Source organism: Mycobacterium sp. (assembly GCF_035314665.1).
In the GTDB taxonomy this organism is placed as follows: Bacteria; Actinomycetota; Actinomycetes; order Mycobacteriales; family Mycobacteriaceae; genus Mycobacterium.
In genome coordinates this window covers 1-22,616 of sequence record NZ_DATFZD010000250.1, presented here as the reverse complement: position 1 = coordinate 22,616, position 22,616 = coordinate 1, and the positions used below count along the sequence as shown (strand labels likewise).

Here is a 22,616-nt window from a genome sequence, read left to right as displayed (position 1 = left end):
TTGGCCAGGGCCGACGGCAGTTTGCCGCCCAGCTCGGTCGCGTCGGCCTGCGCGCCGATCTGGTTGATCATCGGGTGTTCGAGGGCCGGCAGCTGACGTCGGAAGGTCTCGCAGCATTGCAGCAACGCCAACCGCTCCGGGGTGGTCAGCGCGTCGAACGACAGGTCCAAGGCGCGTTTGAAGTCGGCCTTGAGCGCGTCGAAGACTTCGACGATCTCCTTCCGACTACTCGAATGCATGTTCGAATAATAGCGTTGTCGGCCGACAAAAATCGCAGCGGTGGAACCACTGAAACCAAAGTGGCAAAAGAGATTTCAGTGACCTAGCCGCGAGAGCACCTCGTCCCGCCAAACCGCAGCGCTCCGCGGCACCACCGAGAAGGAACGGAACGTGATTGGCGACCTGAACTTTGCACTAATTGACTGGCGCGAAGCGTTCATTGGACTTCAGCGGACACTACAATCGTCACGAATTGTTAAGCCTGCTCATCGGCTACAGGCCTAGCGCGCGTGTAGCAGGTTCCCCGGAATGCCGGGAATAACAGATGCTGAGGAGAGCGACCGTGTCATCCCTTGATCCTCGGGAAACCCGATTCGACGGCGTTCGGATACACATCGACAGTGACAATACGTATGAACAGGCCGTCGCCGCATTGCTCGCGGAGATCGGCGAAAATCCGGAGTCGATAACCGATCTCCCCGCAGCTTTCTTCCGGGACTGGGAATCGTTCGCCACGGAGATCACCCACCATCTGGGTTCCAGCGGGTTCATGCTGATGCATCTCATCGATCACGGCGAGTGGCTAGCGACGGCCGGAATCAACCGCAAAGCGTTGCGTGCCATCCTCGGCAATCCACTGATCGCGATCACGATGCTGCGGCACGACTTAACGGCCGGGTTGTTCGCACCCGTGGAGCTACTGATTCTGGAAGAAGACCACAACCGAAGCAGCCTGACCTACATCAAACCGTCGTCGCTCATGGTCGTCGACGACAATCCGCCGCTGCGAGCGGCCGCGCTGGCACTGGACGAGAAGCTCGCCGCGCTAGCCGCGAAAGTCGTGGCCAGCAACTCCACAACAGTTGAGTCGGCCTAGCTTAAAGAGCACTCAGCCTCGAAAGCACCTCACCGACAACGGAATCCGTCGGCACATCGACCTGCTCGCCCGTCGAAAGGTCCTTCACGCCAACGGTTCCGGCGTCGATGTCGCGATCACCGGCGACCAAAGCCAGGCGCGCACCGGACCGGTCGGCCGCGCGCATCGCGCTCTTCATGCCACGATCGCCGTAAGCCAGATCCACGCGCACACCGGCGGCCCGCAGCTGCCCGGCCAGCTCCGCCAGCCGCAGCTTGGCCTGCTCGCCCAGCGGCACTCCGAACACGTCGCACCGCGCGGTCTGTCCGACGTCTCTGCCCTCGGCCCGCAACGCCAACAGGGTCCGGTCCACGCCAATACCGAACCCGATACCCGACAGGTCCTGGCCACCGAGCTGACGCATCAAGCCGTCGTAGCGGCCACCGCCGCCGATGCCGGATTGCGCGCCCAGCCCGTCATGCACGAACTCGAAAGTGGTCTTGGTGTAGTAGTCCAACCCGCGGACCATCCGCGGGTTGATGACGTAGGGCACCCCCAGGGCGTCGAGGTGCGCGAGCACGGTCTCGAAATGCTGCTTGGCCACATCGGAGAGGTGGTCGAGCATCACCGGGGCATCGGCCGTCATCGCCTTGACTTCCGGACGCTTGTCGTCGAGCACCCGCAGCGGGTTAATCTCGGCGCGCTTGCGGGTTTCCTCGTCGAGGTCAAGCTGAAATAGGAAGTCCTGCAACAATTCCCGATACTGCGGACGGCAGGTGTTGTCGCCGAGCGAGGTGATTTCCAGCCGGAACCCGTCAAGGCCCAACGAGCGGAATCCCGCGTCGGCCACCGCGATCACTTCGGCGTCCAACGCGGGGTCGTCGACACCGATCGCCTCGACACCGACCTGCTGCATCTGCCGGTAGCGGCCGGCCTGGGGCCGCTCGTAACGGAAGAACGGGCCCGCGTAGCACAGCTTGACCGGCAGCGCGCCGCGGTCCAGGCCGTTCTCGATCACCGCGCGCACCACACAGGCGGTGCCCTCCGGCCGCAGCGTCATCGAGCGGTTGCCACGATCGGTGAAGGTGTACATCTCCTTCGTCACCACGTCGGTGGACTCTCCCACCCCACGGGCGAACAGCGCGGTGTCCTCGAAGATCGGCAGCTCGATGTCGCTGTAACCGGCCCGGCGGGCGGCGTCGATCAGGCCCGAACGCACCGCAACGAACGCCGCGGAATCCGGCGGGACGTAGTCCGGCACACCTTTGGGCCGTGAAAACGGCGTGAATTCAGTCACAAGCGCCGCTCCTCAGCATCGCTGCGCTCTGCATCGTCGCCGGCGCGGTCACGGACTCAGTCCCTCGAGGAACGGATTGAACCGCCGTTCGGCGCCGATGGTCGTGGAATTGCCGTGTCCGGGCAGGACCACCGTTTTGTCATCGAGCACCAACAACTTGTCGACGATCGAGCGGATCAGGTCACGGCCGCTGCCGCCGAACAGGTCGGTCCGGCCGACCGAACGCTCGAACAGGGTGTCGCCGGTGAACACCAGATCTTTGGCGTCCTGAGCGTCCCTCACTCGGAAAACCACCGATCCCCGGGTGTGACCGGGGGTGTGGTCGACGGTGACGCTGATACCGCCGAGGTCGATCTTGTCGCCGTCTCGGTCCAGCTCGACGACCTGTTTGGGCTCGCGGAACATCGCCGCGAGCAGCAGCTGGCCCAGCTTTGGCCCGAAGTCCTTGATCGGGTCGGTCAGCATGAATCGGTCCTCGGGGTGAATGTATGCGGGGCAGCCGAAGGTGTCGGACACCTTCTGCGCGGACCAGATGTGGTCGATATGGCCGTGGGTGAGCAGCACCGCCGCCGGAGTCAGCCGATTCTCGTCCAGGATGCGCCCAAGCTGGCCCATCGCCCGCTGGCCCGGGTCGACGACAATGGCGTCCGCTCCGGGGTGCGGCGCCAGCACATAGCAGTTGCACTGCAGCAACCCGGCGGGAAATCCGGTGATGAACACGATCTCCAGTTTCCCATGCGCCGCCTGACGACGATGCGGCCCATGTAATGGGCCGAGGAGGAGTCGGGCCATCAGATACCGCCCGACGACGATGCGGGCCACGAAGTGGGCCGAGGAGAAGTTGGGCCATCGTTTCAGCCGGGCATGGGTCGCGCCACCCTTTCCAGCATCAACTGGCACACTCTCCCTTGGTCAGAGGAACCCCTGACTCAGCACACAACCACGGAGGGATCTCGGCGGTGCCGACCAACGAACAGCGACGTGCGACAGCCAAGCGCAAACTCGAGCGGCAGCTGGAGCGCCGCGCACAGCAGGCTCGTCGTCGTCGGATGCTGGCCATCGTCGGAGGATCGGTCGCTGCAGCGCTTGTAGTCGTCGCGGTGGTCGCCACGATCGTCCTGACCAATCGGGAGCACACGGAGAAGCAGGCTTCGGCAACCGGGGGTTCGTCCACCAGCGCCGCGCCCGGCACATCGTCAGGGATACCGCCGCTGCCCGCGTTCAAGCCGGCCGCCGACCTGGGCGCCAACTGCCAATACGAGCCTTCGGCAGAACAAGCCAGCAAGCCAGCGAACCTGCCGAGGCAGGGCAAGGTTCCTACCGACCCGGCGCAGGTCAGTGCCAGCATGGTTACTAATCAGGGCAATATCGGCCTGTTGCTGGCGAACAACGAATCACCCTGCACCGTGAACAGTTTCGCCAGCCTGGCGCAGCAAAAATTCTTCGACAACACCAAATGCCACCGGCTCACCGCTTCGCCGACATCAGCTGTGTTGCAATGTGGCGACCCGACCGCCGACGGCACCGGCGGACCGGGCTATCAGTTCCCCAACGAGTACCCGACCGACCAGTACAAGCCCGACGATCCCGCGGTGCACGAGCCGGTGGTCTACCCACGCGGCACCCTGGCAATGGCCAACGCCGGACCGAACACCAACGGCAGCCAGTTCTTCATGGTGTACAAGGACACTCAATTGCCGCCGGAATACACGGTGTTTGGCAAGATTCAACAGGACGGTCTGGCCACCCTGGACAAGATCGCCAAGGGCGGCGTTGCCGGAGGCGGTCAGGATGGCCAACCAGCCACCGAAGTCACGATCAAGTCGGTGCGGCTGGACTGATCGAGCCGAGCGCCTTCGGCCGCCTATCGGCGGTTGAATCGCGGCTGGCCGCAAGCTAACAGGAGAATTCTTTGTGCAGGTGACGACATTCGGGCGCTACCAGCTTGCTGATTTAATCGGCCGTGACACAACGGGGAAGGTTTACCGAGCCGTTGACACTCAGTCCACCGTCACCAACCAGGTAGTCGCCGTCAAGGTGCTGAGGGCGGACCTGACCGAAGATCCACAGTTTCTCGAACAGTTCCGCCGCGAGATGCCTATTGCGGCCGGCCTCAACAACCCGCACGTGGTGCCGATCGACACCTACGGCCAGATCGGCGGCCAACTGTATGTGGAGATGCGGCTGATCGACGGCAGCACCCTCGGTCGCCTGATCAGAAACGAAGGCGGTCGCTTGCTTCCCGCACGCGCGGTGGCGATCATCGCGCAAGTCGCAGCGGCCCTCGACAGCGCCCACCGAGAGGGGCTGGTCCATCGCGATGTCACGCCGTCGAACATCTTGGTCGCACCGCCGGACGATTTCACCTACCTGACCGACTTCGCAATGGCCCGCAGCGCCGAGGAAACCGCGGTGGGTAGTCTAGGCCATGTGCCCGGCGCTTACATGGCGCCCGAAAGGTTCAGCGGCGCAGGCGATTCCCGTGCTGACGTCTACTCACTCGCCTGCGTGCTGCACAAATGCTTGACTGGCCAACAGCCGTTTCCGGGAGAAAGCCTCGAAGAACAACGCGCCGCACATCTGACCGCACCACCGCCGCGACCCTCGACGTTCTCCCCCGGTATACCGCCGGCACTCAACGCCGTGATCGCCGCGGGTATGGCGAAAAGCCCGGAGGCTCGCTACCAGACGGCCCCGCAGTTGGCTGCGGCCGCAGGAGCAGCGTTGGGCGGTCGTTTCAACCCACCACCCAGCCCGGCGTCGCCGCCAGGATCGCAGGCCACCGCGCCACCGCCGCGCGAGCAGCCGGGTGCAGCTGCAGAATCCGACAATGGAGCGAGCCCCCTGGCTGTCGTCGCCGGATTGACCGTGGCGGGGTTGGCGCTGTTCGGGCTGATCGGGTTGGTGATCGTCACGACCACAACTTCGAATAACGGCGTCACCGCCACGTCGTCGGCCGCCCCAACCACCACGGCGACGACCACGAGCAGCACCACCACGACCAGCTCGGCGCCGGTCGCAGGGCCGGCCCTCTCGCAGCTGCCGCCGTTCGTCCCCTCTGCCGGTCTGGGCGCCGACTGCGAGTACCCGCCGTCAGCCGATGTCGCCACCAAATCGGTGACCTCGCCGCGGACCGGCGAAGTGCCGACTCAGCCTGCTTCGATCGACCTGGATATCGTCACCAACCGGGGCAAAATCGGCCTGAAGCTCGCGAACAACGAATCACCTTGTACCGTGCGCAGTTTCATCAGCTTGGCGCAGCAGAAGTTCTTCGACGGCACCCAATGCCACCGGCTGACCACCTCGCCGGGGTTGGCGGTCTTGCAGTGTGGTGATCCGACCGGTGACGGTACCGGCGGCCCGGGTTATCAGTTCGCCGACGAATACCCGGCCGATCAATACCCGCCCGGCGATCCGGCACTGAAGAGGCCGGTCAGATACCCGCGCGGCACACTGGCGATGGCCAACGCCGGACCGAACACGAACGGCAGCCAGTTCTTCCTGGTCTACCGGGATTCGCAGCTGCCGCCGGCATACACCGTGTTCGGCACGATCGACGCCACCGGCCTGGCGACGTTGGACAAGATCGCCACAGGCGGCGTCGCCGGCGGGGGCGAGGACGGTCCGCCGGGCACCCAAGTGACGATCACCTCGACGCGGCTGAGCTGATCGCCCGGCGCCTGTCTACATAGGTCTGGGCTGCACGCTGAATGAAGTGTTCGGTGGGCCTCGGATACCAGCCGAGCTCACGTGTGGCTTTGTCATGACTGGCTGGCGAGGTCAACTCAATCAGCCGCGCGCTCTGGTGGCTGATCATGATGTTACGGTGAAGCAGCGATCCCACCGCGTCGGACACCCGTGCTAACCCGTATACCACCGACATCGGGATACCCAGTCGCGGCGGCCGCGCGCCAACCGCAGCCGCGGCGACGGTCACCAGTTCGCGCTGCGTCATGTAACGCTCAGAAATGATGTAGCGCTGGCCGATTCGCCCGCGTTGGGCCGCCAGCAGCAGCGCGTCGGCGACGTCGTCGATACCGACCACCTCAGCGCCGACACCGCGGATGTAGAACGGCAACTTGCCGAGCGCGGCGAGCTGGACGAACATTCCCTGGCGCGGCTGCCAATCGGGCGGCCCGTAAGGATTCGACACGTTGGCCACCACGGCGGGCAACCCATGGTCCGCGACGTAGGAGAACACTAACTGCTCGGCCTGGCGGCGCGAATCGATGTAACTGCCGGCTTGGTCAGACCAGTTGAAGGGCGTGTCCTCATCGACGGTTTCGCCGTTCCGGCCGATGGCGATGGCGCCGATCGTGCTCACAAAAACGAAGCGCCGCAGATTCGCGTTCACCGCCACGTCGAGAACCTTGCCAAGGCCGTTGACGTTGGTCTCGAACAGCGGGGTGGGATCTCTCAGCTCCGCCCTGGTGTCGACGACGCAGTAGTAGACAACGTCGCGATCCGACATGGCCGCGGCGACATCTGCCGTATCGGAGATGCCGCCGTAATACCGTTCGACGTCGAGACCTTCGATTCCCTTCGTGGAACTCGACTTTCGTAACAGAACCCGGACGTCGGCACCGCTAGATACCAGGTGCCGGGTGACGCAGGCACCCACATTGCCGCTCGCTCCCATCACGAGAGCCCGTTGTCCGGCCGCGGTTATCTGGTCACTGTCCGGCGCCATAGGCATTTACTGTAATCCCGACAGTAAGGAGTCGATCAGCTAGGCGGCCGATGTCACCCGGTAGACGTCGTAGACACCTTCGACATTGCGGACAACGTCCAGCAGATGCCCCAGATGCTTGGGGTCGCCCATCTCGAAAGTGAACCGGCTGATCGCCACCCGATCACCCGACGTGGTCACCGACGCCGATAGGATGTTCACCTTCTCGTCGGCCAGCACCCGCGTGATGTCCGACAGCAACCGGTGCCGGTCGAGCGCCTCGACCTGAATGGCCACCAAAAACACCGACGACGCCGACGGCGCCCAGTGCACCTCGATGATGCGCTCGGCCTGCTGCTGCAGCGACGCGGCGTTGGTGCAGTCGGTGCGGTGCACACTGACTCCGCCACCGCGGGTGACGAATCCCATGATCTGGTCGCCGGGCACCGGCGTGCAGCATTTGGCGAGCTTGGACATGACGCCCGGCGCGCCGGGCACCGACACCCCGACATCGTCGGTGCTGCGCGAGCGCCCCAGCATAGTCGCCGGGGTGGACCGCTCGGCGAGATCCTCTTCGGCCTGGTCGATACCGCCCAGCTCGGCCAGCAGCCGCTGCACCACATGCTTGGCCGACACATGGCCCTCGCCGACTGCGGTGTAGAGCGCTGACACGTCGGCGTAGTGCAGCTCGTTGGCCACCGCGGCCATCGACCCGCCACTGACCAAGCGCTGTAACGGAAGTCCGCCGCGGCGAACTTCGCGGGCCATCGCCTCCTTGCCGCTCTCCAGTGCCTCCTCCCGGCGCTCCTTGGCGAACCACTGGCGGATCTTGGTCTTGGCGCGCGGCGACACCACGAACTGCTGCCAATCCCGCGACGGCCCGGCGTTGGGCGCTTTGGACGTAAAAACCTCGACGACCTCGCCATTTTCCAGCTTGCGCTCCAGCGCCACCAGCCGGCCGTTCACCCGGGCGCCGATGCAGCGGTGGCCCACCTCGGTGTGCACGGCGTAGGCGAAGTCCACCGGCGTCGACCCGGTCGGCAGCGTGATCACATCACCTTTCGGGGTGAACACGAAAAGCTCTTGCACCGCAAGGTCGTAACGCAGTGACTCCAGGAACTCGCCGGGGTCGGCCGCCTCTCGCTGCCAGTCGAGCAGCTGACGCATCCAGGCCATGTCGTCGATTTCGGCTGCGGCGAGGGGATGCGGAACTCCGTTGCGGCCCTTGGCTTCTTTGTAGCGCCAGTGCGCGGCGATGCCGTATTCGGCGGTGCGGTGCATGTCGCGGGTGCGGATCTGGATCTCCAGCGGCTTGCCTTCCGGACCGACGACCGTGGTGTGCAGCGACTGGTACACGCTGTAACGCGGCTGGGCGATGTAGTCCTTGAACCGCCCCGCCATCGGCTGCCACAGCGAATGCACCACCCCCACAGCGGCGTAACAGTCCCGGATCTCGTCGCAAAGGATGCGAACGCCGACCAGGTCGTGGATGTCATCGAAGTCGCGGCCCTTGACGATCATCTTCTGATAGATCGACCAGTAGTGCTTGGGCCGTCCTTCGACCACCGCGTTGATCTTCGATGCGTTGAGGGTCGCGATGATCTCAGCGCGTACCTTGGCCAGGTAGGTGTCGCGCGACGGGGCCCGTCCGGCGACCAACCGCACGATCTCCTCGTACTTCTTCGGATGCAGGATCGCGAACGACAGATCCTCCAGCTCCCATTTGACCGTGGCCATACCCAGCCGATGTGCCAGCGGCGCAATGACTTCCAGCGTTTCGCGGGCCTTGCGGGCCTGCTTCTCCGGCGGCAGGAAGCGCATGGTTCGCATGTTGTGCAACCGGTCGGCGACCTTGATCACCAGCACCCGCGGGTCGCGCGCCATGGCGGTGATCATCTTGCGGATCGTCTCGCCCTCGGCGGCGCTGCCCAGCACCACCCGGTCCAGCTTGGTCACCCCGTCGACGAGATGGCCGACCTCTTCGCCGAAATCGTTGGACAGCGCGTCCAGCGCGTAACCGGTGTCCTCGACGGTGTCATGCAGGAGGGCGGCCACCAGCGTCGTGGTGTCCATGCCCAACTCGGCCAGGATGTTCGCCACCGCCAGCGGGTGGGTGATGTAGGGATCGCCCGAATGCCGTAGCTGGCTGGCGTGCCGCTGCTCGGCGACCTCGTAGGCTCGCTGCAGCAACGACAGATCGGCCTTCGGATGGATCTCGCGGTGCACCGCCACCAGCGGTTCGAGCACCGGGCTGAGTGCGCTGCGCTGCGCGGTCATCCGCCGGGCCAACCGGGCCCGAACCCGACGCGAGGCGCTGCTCGACGTTTTGAGGCTTATCGCCGGCGCGGCCGCCGTAGGCTCGGCGGCCGAAGGCTCGGCGAGCGAAGAAACGTCGGCGACCTGCAGCGGTTCGGTGGGCGGCTGGACCGCCGTGCCCTTATCGTCCGCCAAGTTCGTCACCTCCGCCGTTCAAGGATATAGCCGCTGATGCCTGATTTGCCCGACTCCTCCTCATCGCGCTCCGCGCTCTGCATCGTCGCCGGGCTAAAGGGCGCGCAAGCTGTGCACCGGCAGCGGCACCAGCACGTCCCGACCCCCGAGCGCCGTGAGTTCTAGGATCACCGCGGCCATGGTCACCACTGCGCCGGCGTGCTCGAGCAGCTTGTGCGCCGCAGCAACAGTGCCTCCGGTGGCCAGCACGTCGTCTACCAGCACAACGTTGCGACCGGCCAATTCGATCCCCTCGGCGGGAATCTCCAAGCAGGCGGTCCCGTATTCGAGTTGGTACTGCTCAGTGCGCACCGGCGGCGGCAACTTGCCGCCCTTGCGGATCGCGAGCACGCCGGTGCCCAGCCGGGCGGCCAGCGCCCCGCCGATCAGGAATCCGCGGGCGTCGATACCGGCGATCAGGTCGGCCCCGGAGGCCACGCCGGCCAGCGCGTCGGTGACCGCGGCCAGCCCCCGGCGATCGGCGAACAGCGGGGTCAAGTCCTTGAACTCGACGCCGGCCGTTGGGAAATCTGCGACCTCCCGGGTCAGCGATGCGATGAGGTCCGCCACCGAATCGCCGCCTCCGGCGGTCACCGCACCAAGACCCATCGGTCCATGTTCCAGCCGGCGCCCCATCGGCTGGGGTTGCTGCTGACGGCATACATCTTCTTCGACGCCAGCAACGTCCGCTGCTGGCGGTACAGCGGCAACGTCGGCATATCACCCCACAGCACCGGCGCACTTTGAGCCAGCAGCCGGACCAGCTCGGCGGGGTCGGCCGACACCGCGATCGCGCTGATGATCCCATCGACCTGACCGTTGGTATACCCGGACAGGTTGTTGCCGTTGGCGGTGTGCAAGTCGTAGGCATCCATCGCCGACGACCCCGTCGAACCGCTGCCGGTTGCGCCGCCAGTGCTGGCTAACAGGACGTCGATCTTCCCGTCTCGCAACGTCTGTGGGCCGGTGGAGTCGGACGTGACGTCGGAGACCGTGATGCCGGCCAGGCCGCAGGCCTTGGCGATCGCGCCGACGATCGCGGCCAGCCGCGCGTTGGGCGCCCGATAGCCGATCCGCACGGTCAGCGGCTTCCCGGCCAAGGCGGCGCGCGCAGCATCGGGATTCGACTTCACGTACTGGCCCGCCTCGGGGACGTTTTCCGCCCGTCCGATGGCGTCTTCGGAAGCCGTGTGCAGCCGCGCGTTGGCGATCGGGGTCCGCGCGTCGCGCGCGATGGCATCACGCGGTGTACAGGAGGCCAGCGCTCGGCGCGCGGCGACATCGGCGAGCGGGCCGCGCGGGGCGAAGATCAGCTGCTGGATACCATTCGACGGCGAATCGGTGCGTGTGTAGTTGTCCGGGGTGACCAACGTGCCCGACGAACCGTCCGCGACGTCGACGACGTCGGCGCTCCTGTCGTTGAGGCGGTCCTGGATGTCGACTTTCTCCGGCCACACCGTGACCCGCTTGGTCATCGGCTTGGCGCCCCACCAGCGGTCATTCGCGACAAGCACCACCGCGCCGCCGTCCAACACCGATTCGATCTTGTAGGGGCCCGACGACGGGAAGTGTTTGGCGATGGTGCCCGGCTCAATGCCGGGTTTGAGGTCCCACGTGGTGTTCCACAGCTGCGCGATGCGCCCGATGGCCGCCAAGTCGTGGCTCATCACGGCCGCGGTCACGTCTATCCCCAGCTCTTCGGCAATGACATGCGACGGCATCATCGCGGTCGCTGCGAACAACTGGTTGTAGTCGACGATGTTGCGGTCGGGATCAAACGACACTCGGGCTTTCTTCTGTCCCGGTTGACAGTCGATCGCGTTGACGTCGACATATCCGGCCTGGCTGGCGGCGTCGAAGCCCGGGAACCGACCGGATTGGGCCGCCCACGCCAGTACCAGGTCGTCGCAGGTGACCGGCTTACCGTCGGAATAGACCGCGTTGTCAGCGATCTGGTAGTCGAGCACCAGCGGCGAACCGCCGACCATCGAAATCGTGCCGAAGTCCCGGTCGGCGACGACCTGACCGTCGGGTCCGTGGTAGCCGAATCCGGTGAGTGTGCGAGCGAAAGCCTGCGCGCCCGCCGACGCGGCCCCGGTGACGGTGTTGCTGTTGTAGGTGACCAGCGTGCCGTCGACGATGTAGTCGATCTGCCCGGCGGCGCTGCCGGAGCACGCCGTCAGCGTGCCCGACGCGGCTGCCACCAGCGCGGCCGCCAGCGAGCTGGCGGCCACACGCCAACGCCGGGCAGCCACCATGGCTACCGCTTGTTTCGCTTACCGGTCGGACGGTGACGACCGCCGCCCGACCGGGCCGGACGCGCACCCGGAGCCGGCTTGCTACCGACTGCGCCAGCACTGGCTGCGACGGCCGAGGTGTTCTGTTCGTCTGGCTCCTCATCGGCCGACTCAGCGCGCGCCAGATCCTTTTCCGGACCGGGGCCGCGGCGCCTGCCCACCCGGCGGTTGTGCGTTCGTACCAAAGCGGTGCGTTCACGCAGGCTGACCAGCAGCGGTGTGGCGAAGAAGATCGACGAGTAGGTGCCGACGATGATGCCGACCAGCTGCACCAACGCCAGGTCCTTGAGCGTGCCCACACCCAGCAGCCATACCGCCACCACCATCAGGGCCAGGACCGGCAGCACGGAGATCAGGCTGGTGTTGATCGAGCGCATAAACGTCTGATTGATCGCCAGGTTGGCCTGCTCGGCGAAGGTGCGCCGGGTGGTGTGCTGGAAGCCGTGGGTGTTCTCCTCGACTTTGTCGAACACGATGACGGTGTCGTAGAGGGAGAAACCGAGGATGGTCAGCAGGCCGATGACGGTGGCCGGGGTGACTTCGAAGCCCACCAACGAGTACACCCCGGCGGTAACGGTCAGGTCGAAAACCATTGTCGTCAAAGCAGAGATCGCCATGTAACGCTCGTAGCGCACCATGATGTAGAGGCTGACCAGCACCAGGAACACCGCCAGCGCGATCACCGCCTTCTTGGTGATCTGACCCCCCCAGGTCGAGGACACCGCCGAGTCGGAGATGGCTTGCAGGCTGGGCTTGCCGTCGGAACCCTTGGGCTGGAATTTGTCGAACAAGGCGTTGCGCAGCTTGGTCGTCTGGTCGTTGGACAGCGTGTCGGAACGGATCTGCACGGTGGCCGAGGAGCCGTTGCCGACGATCACGACCGACTCTGCGTCGGTGCCCAGCGTCTGGCGGAAAACTTGCTCCACCTGGGTTACTTGAACTGGGCCTGTCCCGCCTGCGGCGGGCACTGACATCGTGGTGCCGCCCTTGAAGTCGATGCCAAAAGTGAACCCGCGCAACACGATGCTGGCGATCGCGATCGCCACGATTGCCCCGCTGACCCCGTACCACAGCCGGCGCCGGCCGATTACCTCGAACGCGCCGGTGCCGGTGTAGAGGCGCGATAAGAAACTGTGGTGGGGCAGGTCGGCGCCGGCCTCGTGACCGGTTGCGCGGACGGCGGTTGTGGTGTCGTCGCTGAGTTCGACGGCAGTGGTCTCGTCGGCCATCTCGCTACCCCCGTCCCGTCAGTTGGGCTGCCCGCCGTTCGCGTGCGACCTGCTGTACGGCTCCCAGGCCGTTGTATGCCGGCTTGGCCAGCATCGTCGACTTGGATGCCAGGTACACCAGCGGCCAGGTCACCAGGAACACCACGACGGTGTCGAGGATCACGGTGAGGCCCAGGGTGAACGCGAACCCCTTCACCTGGCCGATCGCCAGGACGTACAGGACGGCGGCGGCCAGGAAGGTCACCGCGTTACCGGACAGGATCGTCCTGCGAGCTCGCACCCAGCCGCGCGGAACCGCCGACCGGAACGAACGGCCTTCGCGTATCTCGTCTTTGATGCGTTCGAAGAACACCACGAACGAATCGGCCGTCGTCCCGATACCAATGATCAGACCCGCGATACCGGCCAAGTCGAGGGTGTAGTTGATATACCGACCGAGTAGCACAAGGATCGCGAAAACCATTGCGCCGGAAGCGACTAGCGACAAGGCCGTCAGCAATCCCAGCACCCGGTAGTACATCAGTGAGTACAGCAGCACCAGCGCCAGTCCGATCGCACCCGCGATCAGGCCGGCCTGTAGCGATTCCAATCCCAGTGTTGCCGAGACGGTTTGGGCTTCTGATGACTCGAACGACAGCGGCAGCGAGCCGTATTTGAGGACGTTGGCGAGCTGGCGTGCCTGGTCTGAGGTGAACTCGCCGTGGATCTGGGTCCGGCCGCCGGGGATCGCTTCCTCGATGCGGGGTGCGCTAACGACCTGTGAATCCAACGTAAACGCGGTCTGGGTACCGATGTGGGACGCGGTGAAATCCCCCCAGGTATTTGCCGCATCACTCTTGAACTGCAAGTCGACGACGTAGTTGGCGTTGTTCTGGTTGAACCCGTAGCTGGCGTTGGCGATCTGATCGCCGCTGATGATCGACGGGGCTAGCAGGTACGCCTCCTTGTGGTCCCTGTCGCAGGTCACCAGTGGGAGGTTGGGGTCGTCGTTGCCCGCCAAAAGGTCTTCCTGGTTGCACTGGGTGGCCATGACTTGTAGCGCCACGAACTGCACACCCTTGTTGGTGCTCTGGCGCCATTCCTTTTGCTTTGCGATGCGCTCGGCGAGAGCCATCCGCGGATCAGGTTTGCCGGGCGGCGCCGGGACGGGCGCAGGAGCTGCTGGCGGAGCCGGTGCCGGCGCGGGCTGTCCCGGCGTAGGCGGTGGATCCAGCGGATAAGGGCGCGGCTGGGCCGCAGGCGCCGGCTCACCCGGAAATGGCAGTTCACCCGGCATGGGCAGGCCCCCGGCGTCACCGCTCGACGGGGCCTCGGCGGCGTGACCACCGGGCGAGGCGGGCCCATGGCCCGGCGCTGGCGCAGCGCCCGGCTTCGGCGCGCCGCCAGGGACCCCACCGGGTGCAGGTCCACCGGGCAGAGGACCGCCAGGCAGAGGACCTCCGGGCAGAGGACCACCGGGCGCCGGTCCGCCGGGGTGTCGTCCAAGGGGCAGCCTCGGTCGTGGATGCGGCCCAGGCATCCCCTGCGGGTTCGGCAGCGGACCGTTCTCTGCGGGAAGCGCATTGATGACCGGACGGATGTACAGTCGCGCGGTCTGGCCCAGGTTTCGGGCCTCGCTGCCGTCATTGCCCGGCACCGTGATGACCAGGTTGTCTCCGTCGACGATGACTTCAGAGCCCGAGACACCCAGACCGTTGACCCGGTCGCTGATGATCTGCTGCGCCTGAGACAACGCCTCGCGTGACGGCCGCGAGCCGTCCGGGGTTCGTGCGGTCAACGTGACCCTGGTGCCGCCTTGCAGGTCGATGCCGAGCTTCGGATCGGCCCGCTTGTTTCCGGTCAGGAACACCAGCAGATAGACGCCGATGAGCAGGATCAGGAATACCGTCAGATAGCGGGAAGGGTGCACCGGCGTCGATGGCGATGCCACGTGTTGAGTCTCCTCATCCGGTCCTCGCGGGTCATCACGGGCCCGCGCTCGCTTTTCGCGCGTCGATCACTTCGACTGCACCCGCAAAGGGTACGTGGCGGGTCGCCAACCTCAGTCCTTGGGCAGTCGCTCTGGGTCGTCGGCTAAATCGTCGGCCTCCTCGGCCTCGGTGTCCAGCAGTTCCGGCTCGATGCGGTCCCTGACCGCGAGCTTCATCCAGGTGGTGACCACGCCCGGCGCGATCTCGAGGTCCACCGTGTCGTCGGTGATGTGGGTGATGGTGCCCTGCAAACCGGAGGTGGTGTGCACCCGGTCGCCGACGAGCAGTGACTCGTGCAGGTCGATGGTGGCTTGCATCGCGCGCTTCTGTCGCCGCGAGGCGAAAAACATGAACGCCCCCATCACGACAAGCAGCGGTAGGAAGACAACCATTTGGTTCATGACAGCAACGATCTTTCCTGTTGGTCGGTGAGTCGGCATCGGACCCGAACGGGCCACAACCCGCGTCAGCCACCAGTGTGCCACTACGCGGTCGCCAGCTGACCAGGCACGGTGGCTTGACGCGTGGGCAAGAGAGTGGAAGAACACGTAGGCGATGGAACTCGGGCCTAATCGACCGACGCCTCCTCGGGCCGCTGCGCGGCCCGCATCGTTGTCGCTCAACGAGGCGTTGCGGACCACTGGGGCGGTTCGCGACTTCATCGATCAGGCCGTCGACGACGCTGTGCTGGCCAGGGTGCTCGACACGGCCCGTTTCGCGCCCAGCGGCGCCAACGCGCAGGCGTGGCGGATCGTGGTCGTCAAGGACGCCGACAAGCGCCGCCGGCTGCGCGATTCCTACCTGCGGGGCTCCCGGGATTATCTGGCCTTGACCGCCGCCGGCCTGCGACCGTGGGCGCCGACCAACGACCGCGACGCCGAAGCCCGGGCCTTAGCCACCGAAAATGCCGCGGCGCCAGGTGGTTTGGCAGAGCACTTCGACGAAGCCCCGGTGTTGCTCGCGCTGTTCGCCGACCTGTCGATGTTGGCGGCTGTGGACCGCGACGCGGACCGGTACACGTTCGCCGCCGGCGCCTCGATCTATCCCTTCGCGTGGAGCATTCTGCTGGCGGCCCATGACGAGGGCCTGGGCGGTGTCATCACCACGATCGCGATCCGGGAGGAGGAGCAGGTGAAGGCGGTGCTCGGAGCGCCCGACCCACTGGCCCTGGCCGCGGTGATCGCCCTGGGGTATCCGGTCCGACGGCCGCGGCGACTTCGCCGCCAGCCGGTCGCCTCCTTTGCTTCCGTTGATTCGATCGACGGACCACTCTTTGGCCCTCACTAGACGTACCCTGTAAGGGAGGCCGGCACATGAGAAAGTACGTTTGCCTCCTGGCACCAGTCGCCGCGATGGCCCTGATGCCAATCGGGGCCATAACGCCGCCGACGGCGAGCGCGGCGCCATGTGACGACGGCCAATGGTGGAGCCCACATTCGAATGCGTGCCGGCCGCTGCCGTGTCCTTCCGGTGCTTTCTTCGAACCCGATGCCGATGTGTGCCACTGCAACCCCGGCTGGCGACTGAACGCGTTGTTGGATATCTGCGAGTCGCCGGCCATATACGGTCCCCCGATCTGGGGTCACTGAAGCACCTCGACTGAGCGCGAGCCGGTCAGTTCCTTTGCTACCGTCGACTCGATCGACGGCCCAGCTTTGGAGGACCCTGAATGAGGAAGTTCATTCGCCGGCTGGCGCCGATCGCGGTGATGGCGTTGACGCCGACGGCAACCGTGACGATCGCGACGCCGGCAGTGAGCTCGGCGCAATGCGACGCCGGACAATACTGGGAGCCGTTCAGCAAGGCCTGCTTGCCGCTGGGCGTTGGGCCGACACCGCTGAACTGCCCGCCCGGGCAGTGGTGGGACCCGAGCGGAAACGTCTGCCGGCCGTTGGGCGAAGGGCCGACACCCCTGGGCTGCGACCCCGGCCAGTGGTGGGACCCGACGACCAACGCGTGCCGGCCGCTGGGAGAAGGGCCGCCGGGGCCGCCGGGCGGGTAATTTCCCCTCGTCGCCGGGACGCGGCACCGATAGGCTGCTGACGTGTCTGCTGTCGAACAGAGTCGCCACCTTGTCACCGAAATCCCCGGTCCGGCATCGCTGGAGCTGACCAAGCGCCGAGCCGCGGCGGTATCGCACGGCGTCGGGAACACCATGCCGGTGTTCGCGGCACGCGCCGCCGGCGGCATCGTCGAGGACGTCGACGGCAACCGGTTCATCGACTTGGGCTCGGGTATCGCCGTGACGACCATCGGCAACTCCGCGCCCCGCGTCGTCGACGCGGTACGCGCACAGGTCGCCGACTTCACCCACACCTGCTTCATGGTGACGCCCTACGAGGGGTACGTCGCCGTCGCCGAACATCTGAACCGGCTCGCGCCCGGCTCGGGCGAGAAGCGCTCGGTGCTGTTCAACTCCGGCGCCGAGGCGGTCGAGAACGCCGTCAAGATCGCCCGCTCGTACACCCGCAAAGACGCGGTGGTGGCGTTCGACCACGCCTACCACGGCCGCACCAATATGACGATGGCGCTGACTGCGAAGTCGATGCCATACAAGAGCGGCTTCGGCCCTTTCGCGCCGGAAATCTACCGGGCGCCGCTGTCGTACCCGTTCCGTGACGGGCTGATCGATAAGGAAATGGCCACCGACGGAGAGCTGGCCGCCCAGCGTGCCATCGACGTGATGGCCAAGCAGGTGGGCGCCGACAACCTGGCCGCCGTCGTCATCGAGCCCATCCAGGGCGAAGGCGGCTTCATCGTCCCGGCAGAGGGATTCCTGCCCGCGTTGCTGGACTGGTGTCGCAACAACAACGTGGTCTTCGTCGCCGACGAGGTGCAGACCGGCATCGCGCGGACCGGGGCGTGGTTCGCCAGCGAACACGAGGGCATCGAACCCGACCTGATCTGCATCGCCAAGGGCATCGCCGACGGGCTGCCGCTGTCGGCGGTGACCGGCCGGGCCGAGATCATGGACGCCCCGCACACCAGCGGCATCGGCGGCACGTTCGGCGGCAACCCGGTCGTCTGTGCGGCGGCGCTGGCCACGATCGAGACCATCGAGGCCGACGGGCTACTCGAGCGGGCCCGCCAGATCGAGCGGCTGATGAAGGACCGGCTGCTTGCGCTGCAAACCGCGGACGATCGGATCGGTGATGTGCGCGGTCGCGGCGCGATGATCGCTGTCGAGTTCGTGAAACCCGACACCGCCGAGCCCGACGCCGCGCTGACCAACGCGTTGGCCACCGCAGCTATCGCCGCGGGCGTCATCGTGTTGACGGCGGGCACATTCGGCAACGTGGTGCGCTTCTTGCCGCCGCTGACAATCAGCGACGACCTACTCTCCGAGGGCCTCGACGTGTTGGCGGGACTATTGGCTGAGCTTTAGCGGCAGCTCACTGCTCAGCCGGCTGGCTGATGCCAAACATCATCAGCGAACCGTCTGGGTACTCCTGGAGAGCTTGTCGCACCGGCACGAGCGTGACTTCGCCGCCCTCTGCCGACACCACCAGAACTGAGGCATTCTGATAGCGACGGACAGCATCGCGAAGCGTGACCAAACCGATTGGCGTCGAAAGCTGTGGGTCAGCCTTGTCGGCGGTGAATGGCATGCGAACCGTGCCCGGCTGCGGGTCCAGCCACCCGAACTCGACCAGCAGACTGACCCACCCGTTGTCGCCCAACTTGTAGTACTCGGCGACCTGCCGGAGTTCTTCTGAGTTTGGGAAGTTGTCGGCAAAGCCGCGCCCGGTGCCGCTGGGCTCTCCGTAGTAGCTTGCTCGGGTCAGACCGCATGCCCTGCGCACCTCTTCGATGGTGATGTCGGTCCCCACGATTTCGGCCTGCAAGAACGCCTTCAACCGCCTGCCACGCCTGTCGAGCCGAGTCATTTCAGACAACCGAACGTCAGCCGTATCGGCATGGAAGCGCCCCCAATCGCATTTATCCGTGCCACGTATGTGACCGGATCCGCGTCGTTGGGTACCCCACACGCTGGGATCTCACTCGGATGCACCGAGAACGTCGTGCAGAACATCACACAGTGCTGACCCGACACGCCCTCCCAGGAATACCGTTAGTTTTGCTAACGTAGTACTCATTAGGCGCAACGGAGCGCCCCACAAATTTCCCGATTCACAAGTTGCGAGGTTTCCTTATGTCGATTGATGTCCAAGAACACCAAGACCGCGAAGAACTCCGCACCGAAGAGTTGGCCGCCAACGACCCGCAGTTCGCCGCCGCGCGCCCCGATGACGCCGTCAACGCGGCCATTCAGGACGCCGAGCCGCACCTACCGCAGGTCGTCAAGGCCGTGCTGGACGGCTACTCCGACCGTCCGGCGCTGGCTCAACGCGCCATCGAGCTGGTCAAAGACCCGCAGACCGGCCGCACGTCGGCCAAGCTGCTCCCCTGGTTTGACACCGTCACTTACGGCGAGTTGGCCACCCGCGTCGACGCACTGTCCCGCGCTCTGACCGACGGAGTCGTGGCAGCCGGTGACCGTGTCTGTGTGCTCGGCTTCACCAGCATTGACTACGCCAACATCGACATCGCGCTGGGCGTTATCGGCGCGGTGTCCGTGCCTCTGCAGACCAACGCGGCGATCGCGCAGTTGCTGCCGATCATCACTGAGACCGAACCGACAGTTGTCGCCGCGAGCATCGACTACCTGTCCGATGGGGTCGATCTGATCCTGGCTGCCACTGACGCGGGCCACACGCCCAGCCGGCTGGTCATCTTCGACTATCGCACCGAGGTCGACGACCACCGCGAGGCGCTGCAGACTGCCCAGGAGCGGTTGGACGACACAGGCGTTTACATCGAGACGCTGCAGGAGCTTCGGGACCACGGCGCGGCACTGCCGGCGGTACCCGCCGTCGAGTCTGGCGCAGATGACCCGTTGGCGTTGTTGATCTACACCTCGGGCAGCACCGGCGCCCCCAAGGGCGCGATGTACCCGCAGAGCAACGTCGCCAAGATGTGGAACAGGTCGACCAAGAACTGGTTTGGGCCCACCGCAGCATCGATCAGCCTGAACTTCATGCCGATGAGCCACGTCATGGGCCGCGGCACCCTGTACGGCACGCTCGGCAACGGCGGCACCGCCTACTTCGCCGCCAAGAGCGATCTGTCGACGCTGCTGCAGGACCTCCGCCTGGTGCGGCCCACCGAGTTCAACTTCGTCCCGCGCATCTGGGAGATGTTGTACGGCGAATATCAGAGCGAAGTCGGCCGACGGACATCCGAAGGCGCCGACCGTCAGGCCGTCGAGGCCCAAGTCCTGAACGAGCAGCGTCACGAGCTCCTCGGCGGGCGCTACATCTTCGCGATGACGGGCTCGGCACCCACCTCTCCTGAATTGAGGACCTGGGTCGAGTCGCTGCTCGAGATGCATCTGACGGACGGCTACGGCTCCACCGAGGCCGGCATGGTCCTGCTCGACGGCGAAATCCAGCGTCCGCCGGTCATCGACTACAAGCTGGTCGACGTTCCTGATCTGGGCTACTTCGCCACCGACCGGCCGTATCCGCGTGGCGAGCTGCTACTCAAGACCCCGAACATGTTCCCCGGCTACTACAAGCGGGCCGAAACGACCGCCAACGTTTTCGACGCCGACGGGTACTACCGGACCGGCGACGTCTTCGCGGAGGTCGGTCCCGATCGGCTGGTCTACGTCGACCGCCGCAACAATGTCTTGAAGCTGGCCCAGGGCGAATTCGTCACTTTGGCGAAGCTGGAGGCGGTGTTCGGTAACAGCCCGCTGATCCGCCAGATCTACGTTTACGGCAACAGCGCGCAGCCCTACCTGCTCGCGGTTGTGGTGCCGACCGAGGATGCGTTGGCCGGCAACGATATTCAGGCCCTCAAGCCGCGGATCGCCGAGTCGCTGCAGAACGTCGCGAAAGAGACCGGCCTGCAGTCCTACGAGGTGCCGCGCGACTTCATCATCGAGACAACACCTTTCACGCTGGAGAACGGTCTGCTGACCGGTATCCGCAAGCTGGCGTGGCCGAAGCTCAAGCAGCACTATGGCGAGCGCCTAGAGCAGCTCTATGCCGATCTGGCGCAAGGCCAGGCCAATGAGTTGTCCGAACTGCGTGGCGGCGGCGCCGACGCGCCCGTGCTGCAGACCGTCAGCCGGGCCGCGGCCGCCATGCTGGGTGCCGCGAAGTCCGATCTGACGCCCGACGCCCACTTCACCGACTTAGGCGGAGACTCGTTGTCCGCGTTGACATTCGGTAGCCTGCTGCACGAGATCTTCGACGTCGACGTTCCGGTGGGCGTGATCGTCAGCCCGGCCAACGACCTGCAGGCCATCGCCGACTACATCGAGGGCGAGCGACAGGGCACCAAGCGGCCTTCGTTTGCGAGGGTGCACGGCCGCGACGCGGTCGAGGTGCACGCCGCTGACCTCACGCTGGACAAATTCCTCGACGAGGCCACGCTGGCTGGCGCCGCTAACCTCGCGCAGCCCAGCCCCGAGGTGCGGACGGTGTTGTTGACCGGTGCCACCGGCTTCCTCGGTCGCTACCTGGCGCTCGAGTGGCTCGAGCGGATGGACTTCGTCGACGGCAAGGTGATCGCCCTGGTGCGGGCCAAGACAGATGAAGAGGCGAGGGCTCGCCTCGACAAGACCTTCGACAGCGGCGACCCGAAACTGCTTGCGCATTACCAGCAGCTGGCCGCCAACCACCTCGAGGTCATTGCCGGCGACAAGGGCGAGGCCAACCTCGGCCTGGACCAGCAGACCTGGCAGCGGCTGGCCGACACCGTCGACCTGATCGTCGACCCGGCGGCCCTGGTCAACCACGTGCTGCCCTACAGCGAGCTGTTCGGCCCCAACGCGCTGGGCACCGCCGAGCTGATCAAGATTGCGCTGACCACCAAGATCAAGCCGTACACCTACGTGTCGACGATCGGTGTGGGCGATCAGATCAAGCCGTCGAGGTTCGTCGAGGACGCCGACATCCGCGAGATCAGCGCCACCCGTCAGATCAACGACAGCTATGCCAACGGTTACGGCAACAGCAAGTGGGCCGGCGAGGTGCTACTGCGCGAGGCCAATGACCTGTGCGGGCTGCCGGTCGCGGTGTTCCGCTGCGACATGATCCTGGCCGACACCAGCTATGCGGGCCAGCTGAACCTGCCGGACATGTTCACCCGGCTGATGCTCAGCCTGGCGGCCACCGGCATCGCACCCGGCTCGTTCTACGAGCTGGACGGCGACGGCGACCGGCAGCCCGCGCACTATGACGGCCTTCCGGTGGAGTTCATCGCCGAGGCGATCTCGATCTTGGGCACGGAGGTGCTGGAGGACGAGGCTGGGTTCCAGACCTATCACGTGATGAACCCGTATGACGACGGGATCGGCCTCGACGAATTCGTCGACTGGCTGGTCGACGCCGGGTACTCGATCCAGCGGGTCGGCGACTACGCCACCTGGTTGGAGCGGTTCGAGACCACGCTGCGGGCCCTGCCGGAGCGCCAGCGTCAGTACTCGCTGCTGCCGCTGCTGCACAACTACCAGCGGCCGGACAAGCCGATCAACGGGTCGATGGCTCCGACCGACCAGTTCCGTGCGGCGGTGCAGG

17 protein-coding genes and 2 pseudogenes are annotated in these 22,616 nt (G+C 65.7%); 8 read left to right on the top strand and 11 right to left on the bottom strand.

Annotated features, from left to right (window positions below; genetic code table 11):
* Positions 1–239, bottom strand: a pseudogene (locus VKI00_RS18090) (hypothetical protein); the annotation flags it as partial.
* A gap of 323 nt (positions 240–562) precedes the next feature.
* On the opposite strand from VKI00_RS18090, the gene VKI00_RS18085 reads away from it, so the two are divergent.
* Complete coding sequence (locus VKI00_RS18085) at positions 563–1,096, top strand: DUF302 domain-containing protein (RefSeq protein WP_324439753.1); 534 nt, start codon at positions 563–565, stop codon at positions 1,094–1,096.
* A gap of 1 nt (position 1,097) precedes the next feature.
* Here VKI00_RS18085 and hisS read toward each other — a convergent pair whose 3' ends face one another.
* Positions 1,098–2,372 (bottom strand): histidine--tRNA ligase, encoded by a 1,275-nt coding sequence (gene hisS / locus VKI00_RS18080; protein ID WP_324439751.1) that lies wholly within the window; start codon positions 2,370–2,372, stop codon positions 1,098–1,100.
* Between the two features lie 48 nt (positions 2,373–2,420).
* Positions 2,421–3,092, bottom strand: a complete 672-nt coding sequence (locus VKI00_RS18075; RefSeq protein ID WP_324439757.1) for an MBL fold metallo-hydrolase — start codon at positions 3,090–3,092, stop codon at positions 2,421–2,423.
* A 239-nt stretch (positions 3,093–3,331) separates the two neighbouring features.
* Between VKI00_RS18075 and VKI00_RS18070 the strand changes: the two genes are divergently transcribed.
* The 3 genes and pseudogenes from VKI00_RS18070 to VKI00_RS18060 all read left to right on the top strand — a co-directional run bounded on the left by VKI00_RS18070 (position 3,332) and on the right by VKI00_RS18060 (position 6,041).
* Entirely contained in the window at positions 3,332–4,213 is an 882-nt protein-coding gene (locus VKI00_RS18070; RefSeq protein ID WP_324439749.1) for a peptidylprolyl isomerase, read from the top strand.
* A 73-nt stretch (positions 4,214–4,286) separates the two neighbouring features.
* Positions 4,287–5,045 (top strand): annotated as a pseudogene (locus tag VKI00_RS18065) (serine/threonine-protein kinase); the annotation flags it as partial.
* Between the two features lie 171 nt (positions 5,046–5,216).
* Entirely contained in the window at positions 5,217–6,041 is an 825-nt protein-coding gene (locus VKI00_RS18060) for a peptidylprolyl isomerase (RefSeq protein WP_324439755.1), read from the top strand.
* On the opposite strand, the gene VKI00_RS18055 is transcribed toward VKI00_RS18060, so the two are convergent.
* From VKI00_RS18055 to yajC, 7 genes are all read right to left on the bottom strand, one after another.
* Positions 6,019–7,062, bottom strand: a complete 1,044-nt coding sequence (locus tag VKI00_RS18055; RefSeq protein WP_324439747.1) for an NAD-dependent epimerase/dehydratase family protein — start codon at positions 7,060–7,062, stop codon at positions 6,019–6,021. The two genes, VKI00_RS18060 and VKI00_RS18055, sit on opposite strands and share 23 nt — an antisense overlap.
* A gap of 39 nt (positions 7,063–7,101) precedes the next feature.
* Positions 7,102–9,492: a RelA/SpoT family protein gene (locus VKI00_RS18050; protein ID WP_324439745.1), complete on the bottom strand. Its 2,391-nt coding sequence runs from the start codon at positions 9,490–9,492 to the stop codon at positions 7,102–7,104.
* A 93-nt stretch (positions 9,493–9,585) separates the two neighbouring features.
* Complete coding sequence (locus tag VKI00_RS18045) at positions 9,586–10,140, bottom strand: adenine phosphoribosyltransferase (protein WP_324439743.1); 555 nt, start codon at positions 10,138–10,140, stop codon at positions 9,586–9,588.
* Positions 10,122–11,789 carry an ABC transporter substrate-binding protein gene (locus VKI00_RS18040; protein ID WP_324439741.1) on the bottom strand — a complete coding sequence of 556 codons (1,668 nt, stop codon included), beginning with the start codon at positions 11,787–11,789 and terminating at the stop codon, positions 10,122–10,124. Before VKI00_RS18040 ends, VKI00_RS18045 begins: the two co-directional genes overlap by 19 nt.
* 2 nt (positions 11,790–11,791) lie before the next feature.
* Complete coding sequence (gene secF / locus VKI00_RS18035) at positions 11,792–13,057, bottom strand: protein translocase subunit SecF (protein ID WP_324439739.1); 1,266 nt, start codon at positions 13,055–13,057, stop codon at positions 11,792–11,794.
* A 4-nt stretch (positions 13,058–13,061) separates the two neighbouring features.
* Positions 13,062–14,987 carry a protein translocase subunit SecD gene (gene secD / locus VKI00_RS18030; protein ID WP_324439737.1) on the bottom strand — a complete coding sequence of 642 codons (1,926 nt, stop codon included), beginning with the start codon at positions 14,985–14,987 and terminating at the stop codon, positions 13,062–13,064.
* Between the two features lie 111 nt (positions 14,988–15,098).
* Positions 15,099–15,428, bottom strand: coding sequence for a preprotein translocase subunit YajC (gene yajC, locus VKI00_RS18025; protein WP_324439735.1), 330 nt, complete (start codon positions 15,426–15,428; stop codon positions 15,099–15,101).
* Between the two features lie 154 nt (positions 15,429–15,582).
* Between yajC and VKI00_RS18020 the strand changes: the two genes are divergently transcribed.
* The 3 genes from VKI00_RS18020 (at position 15,583) to gabT (ending at position 18,412) form a co-directional block, all read left to right on the top strand.
* Positions 15,583–16,314 carry a nitroreductase family protein gene (locus VKI00_RS18020; protein ID WP_324439733.1) on the top strand — a complete coding sequence of 244 codons (732 nt, stop codon included), beginning with the start codon at positions 15,583–15,585 and terminating at the stop codon, positions 16,312–16,314.
* Positions 16,315–16,696: 382 nt separating this feature from the next.
* The gene (locus VKI00_RS18015) at positions 16,697–17,029 is read left to right on the top strand and encodes a hypothetical protein (RefSeq protein WP_324439731.1); all 333 of its coding nucleotides are present in this window, start codon (positions 16,697–16,699) and stop codon (positions 17,027–17,029) included.
* Positions 17,030–17,071: 42 nt separating this feature from the next.
* Positions 17,072–18,412: a 4-aminobutyrate--2-oxoglutarate transaminase gene (gabT, locus tag VKI00_RS18010; RefSeq protein ID WP_324439729.1), complete on the top strand. Its 1,341-nt coding sequence runs from the start codon at positions 17,072–17,074 to the stop codon at positions 18,410–18,412.
* A gap of 7 nt (positions 18,413–18,419) precedes the next feature.
* Here gabT and VKI00_RS18005 read toward each other — a convergent pair whose 3' ends face one another.
* Positions 18,420–18,914: a hypothetical protein gene (locus tag VKI00_RS18005; protein WP_324439727.1), complete on the bottom strand. Its 495-nt coding sequence runs from the start codon at positions 18,912–18,914 to the stop codon at positions 18,420–18,422.
* Between the two features lie 266 nt (positions 18,915–19,180).
* Here VKI00_RS18005 and car point away from each other — a divergent pair.
* On the top strand, positions 19,181–22,616 hold a 3,436-nt coding region (car, locus tag VKI00_RS18000), incomplete at its 3' end, for a carboxylic acid reductase (protein WP_324439725.1).

Coding starts and splice junctions, on each gene's coding strand:
- yajC (WP_324439735.1), bottom strand. CDS start 15,428: ATGAACCAAATGGTTGTCTTCCTACCGCTGCTTGTCGTGATGGGGGCG.
- VKI00_RS18015 (WP_324439731.1), top strand. CDS start 16,697: ATGAGGAAGTTCATTCGCCGGCTGGCGCCGATCGCGGTGATGGCGTTG.
- VKI00_RS18020 (WP_324439733.1), top strand. CDS start 15,583: ATGGAACTCGGGCCTAATCGACCGACGCCTCCTCGGGCCGCTGCGCGG.
- VKI00_RS18045 (WP_324439743.1), bottom strand. CDS start 10,140: ATGGGTCTTGGTGCGGTGACCGCCGGAGGCGGCGATTCGGTGGCGGAC.
- secF (WP_324439739.1), bottom strand. CDS start 13,057: ATGGCCGACGAGACCACTGCCGTCGAACTCAGCGACGACACCACAACC.
- VKI00_RS18040 (WP_324439741.1), bottom strand. CDS start 11,789: ATGGTGGCTGCCCGGCGTTGGCGTGTGGCCGCCAGCTCGCTGGCGGCC.
- VKI00_RS18055 (WP_324439747.1), bottom strand. CDS start 7,062: ATGGCGCCGGACAGTGACCAGATAACCGCGGCCGGACAACGGGCTCTC.
- VKI00_RS18005 (WP_324439727.1), bottom strand. CDS start 18,914: ATGACTCGGCTCGACAGGCGTGGCAGGCGGTTGAAGGCGTTCTTGCAG.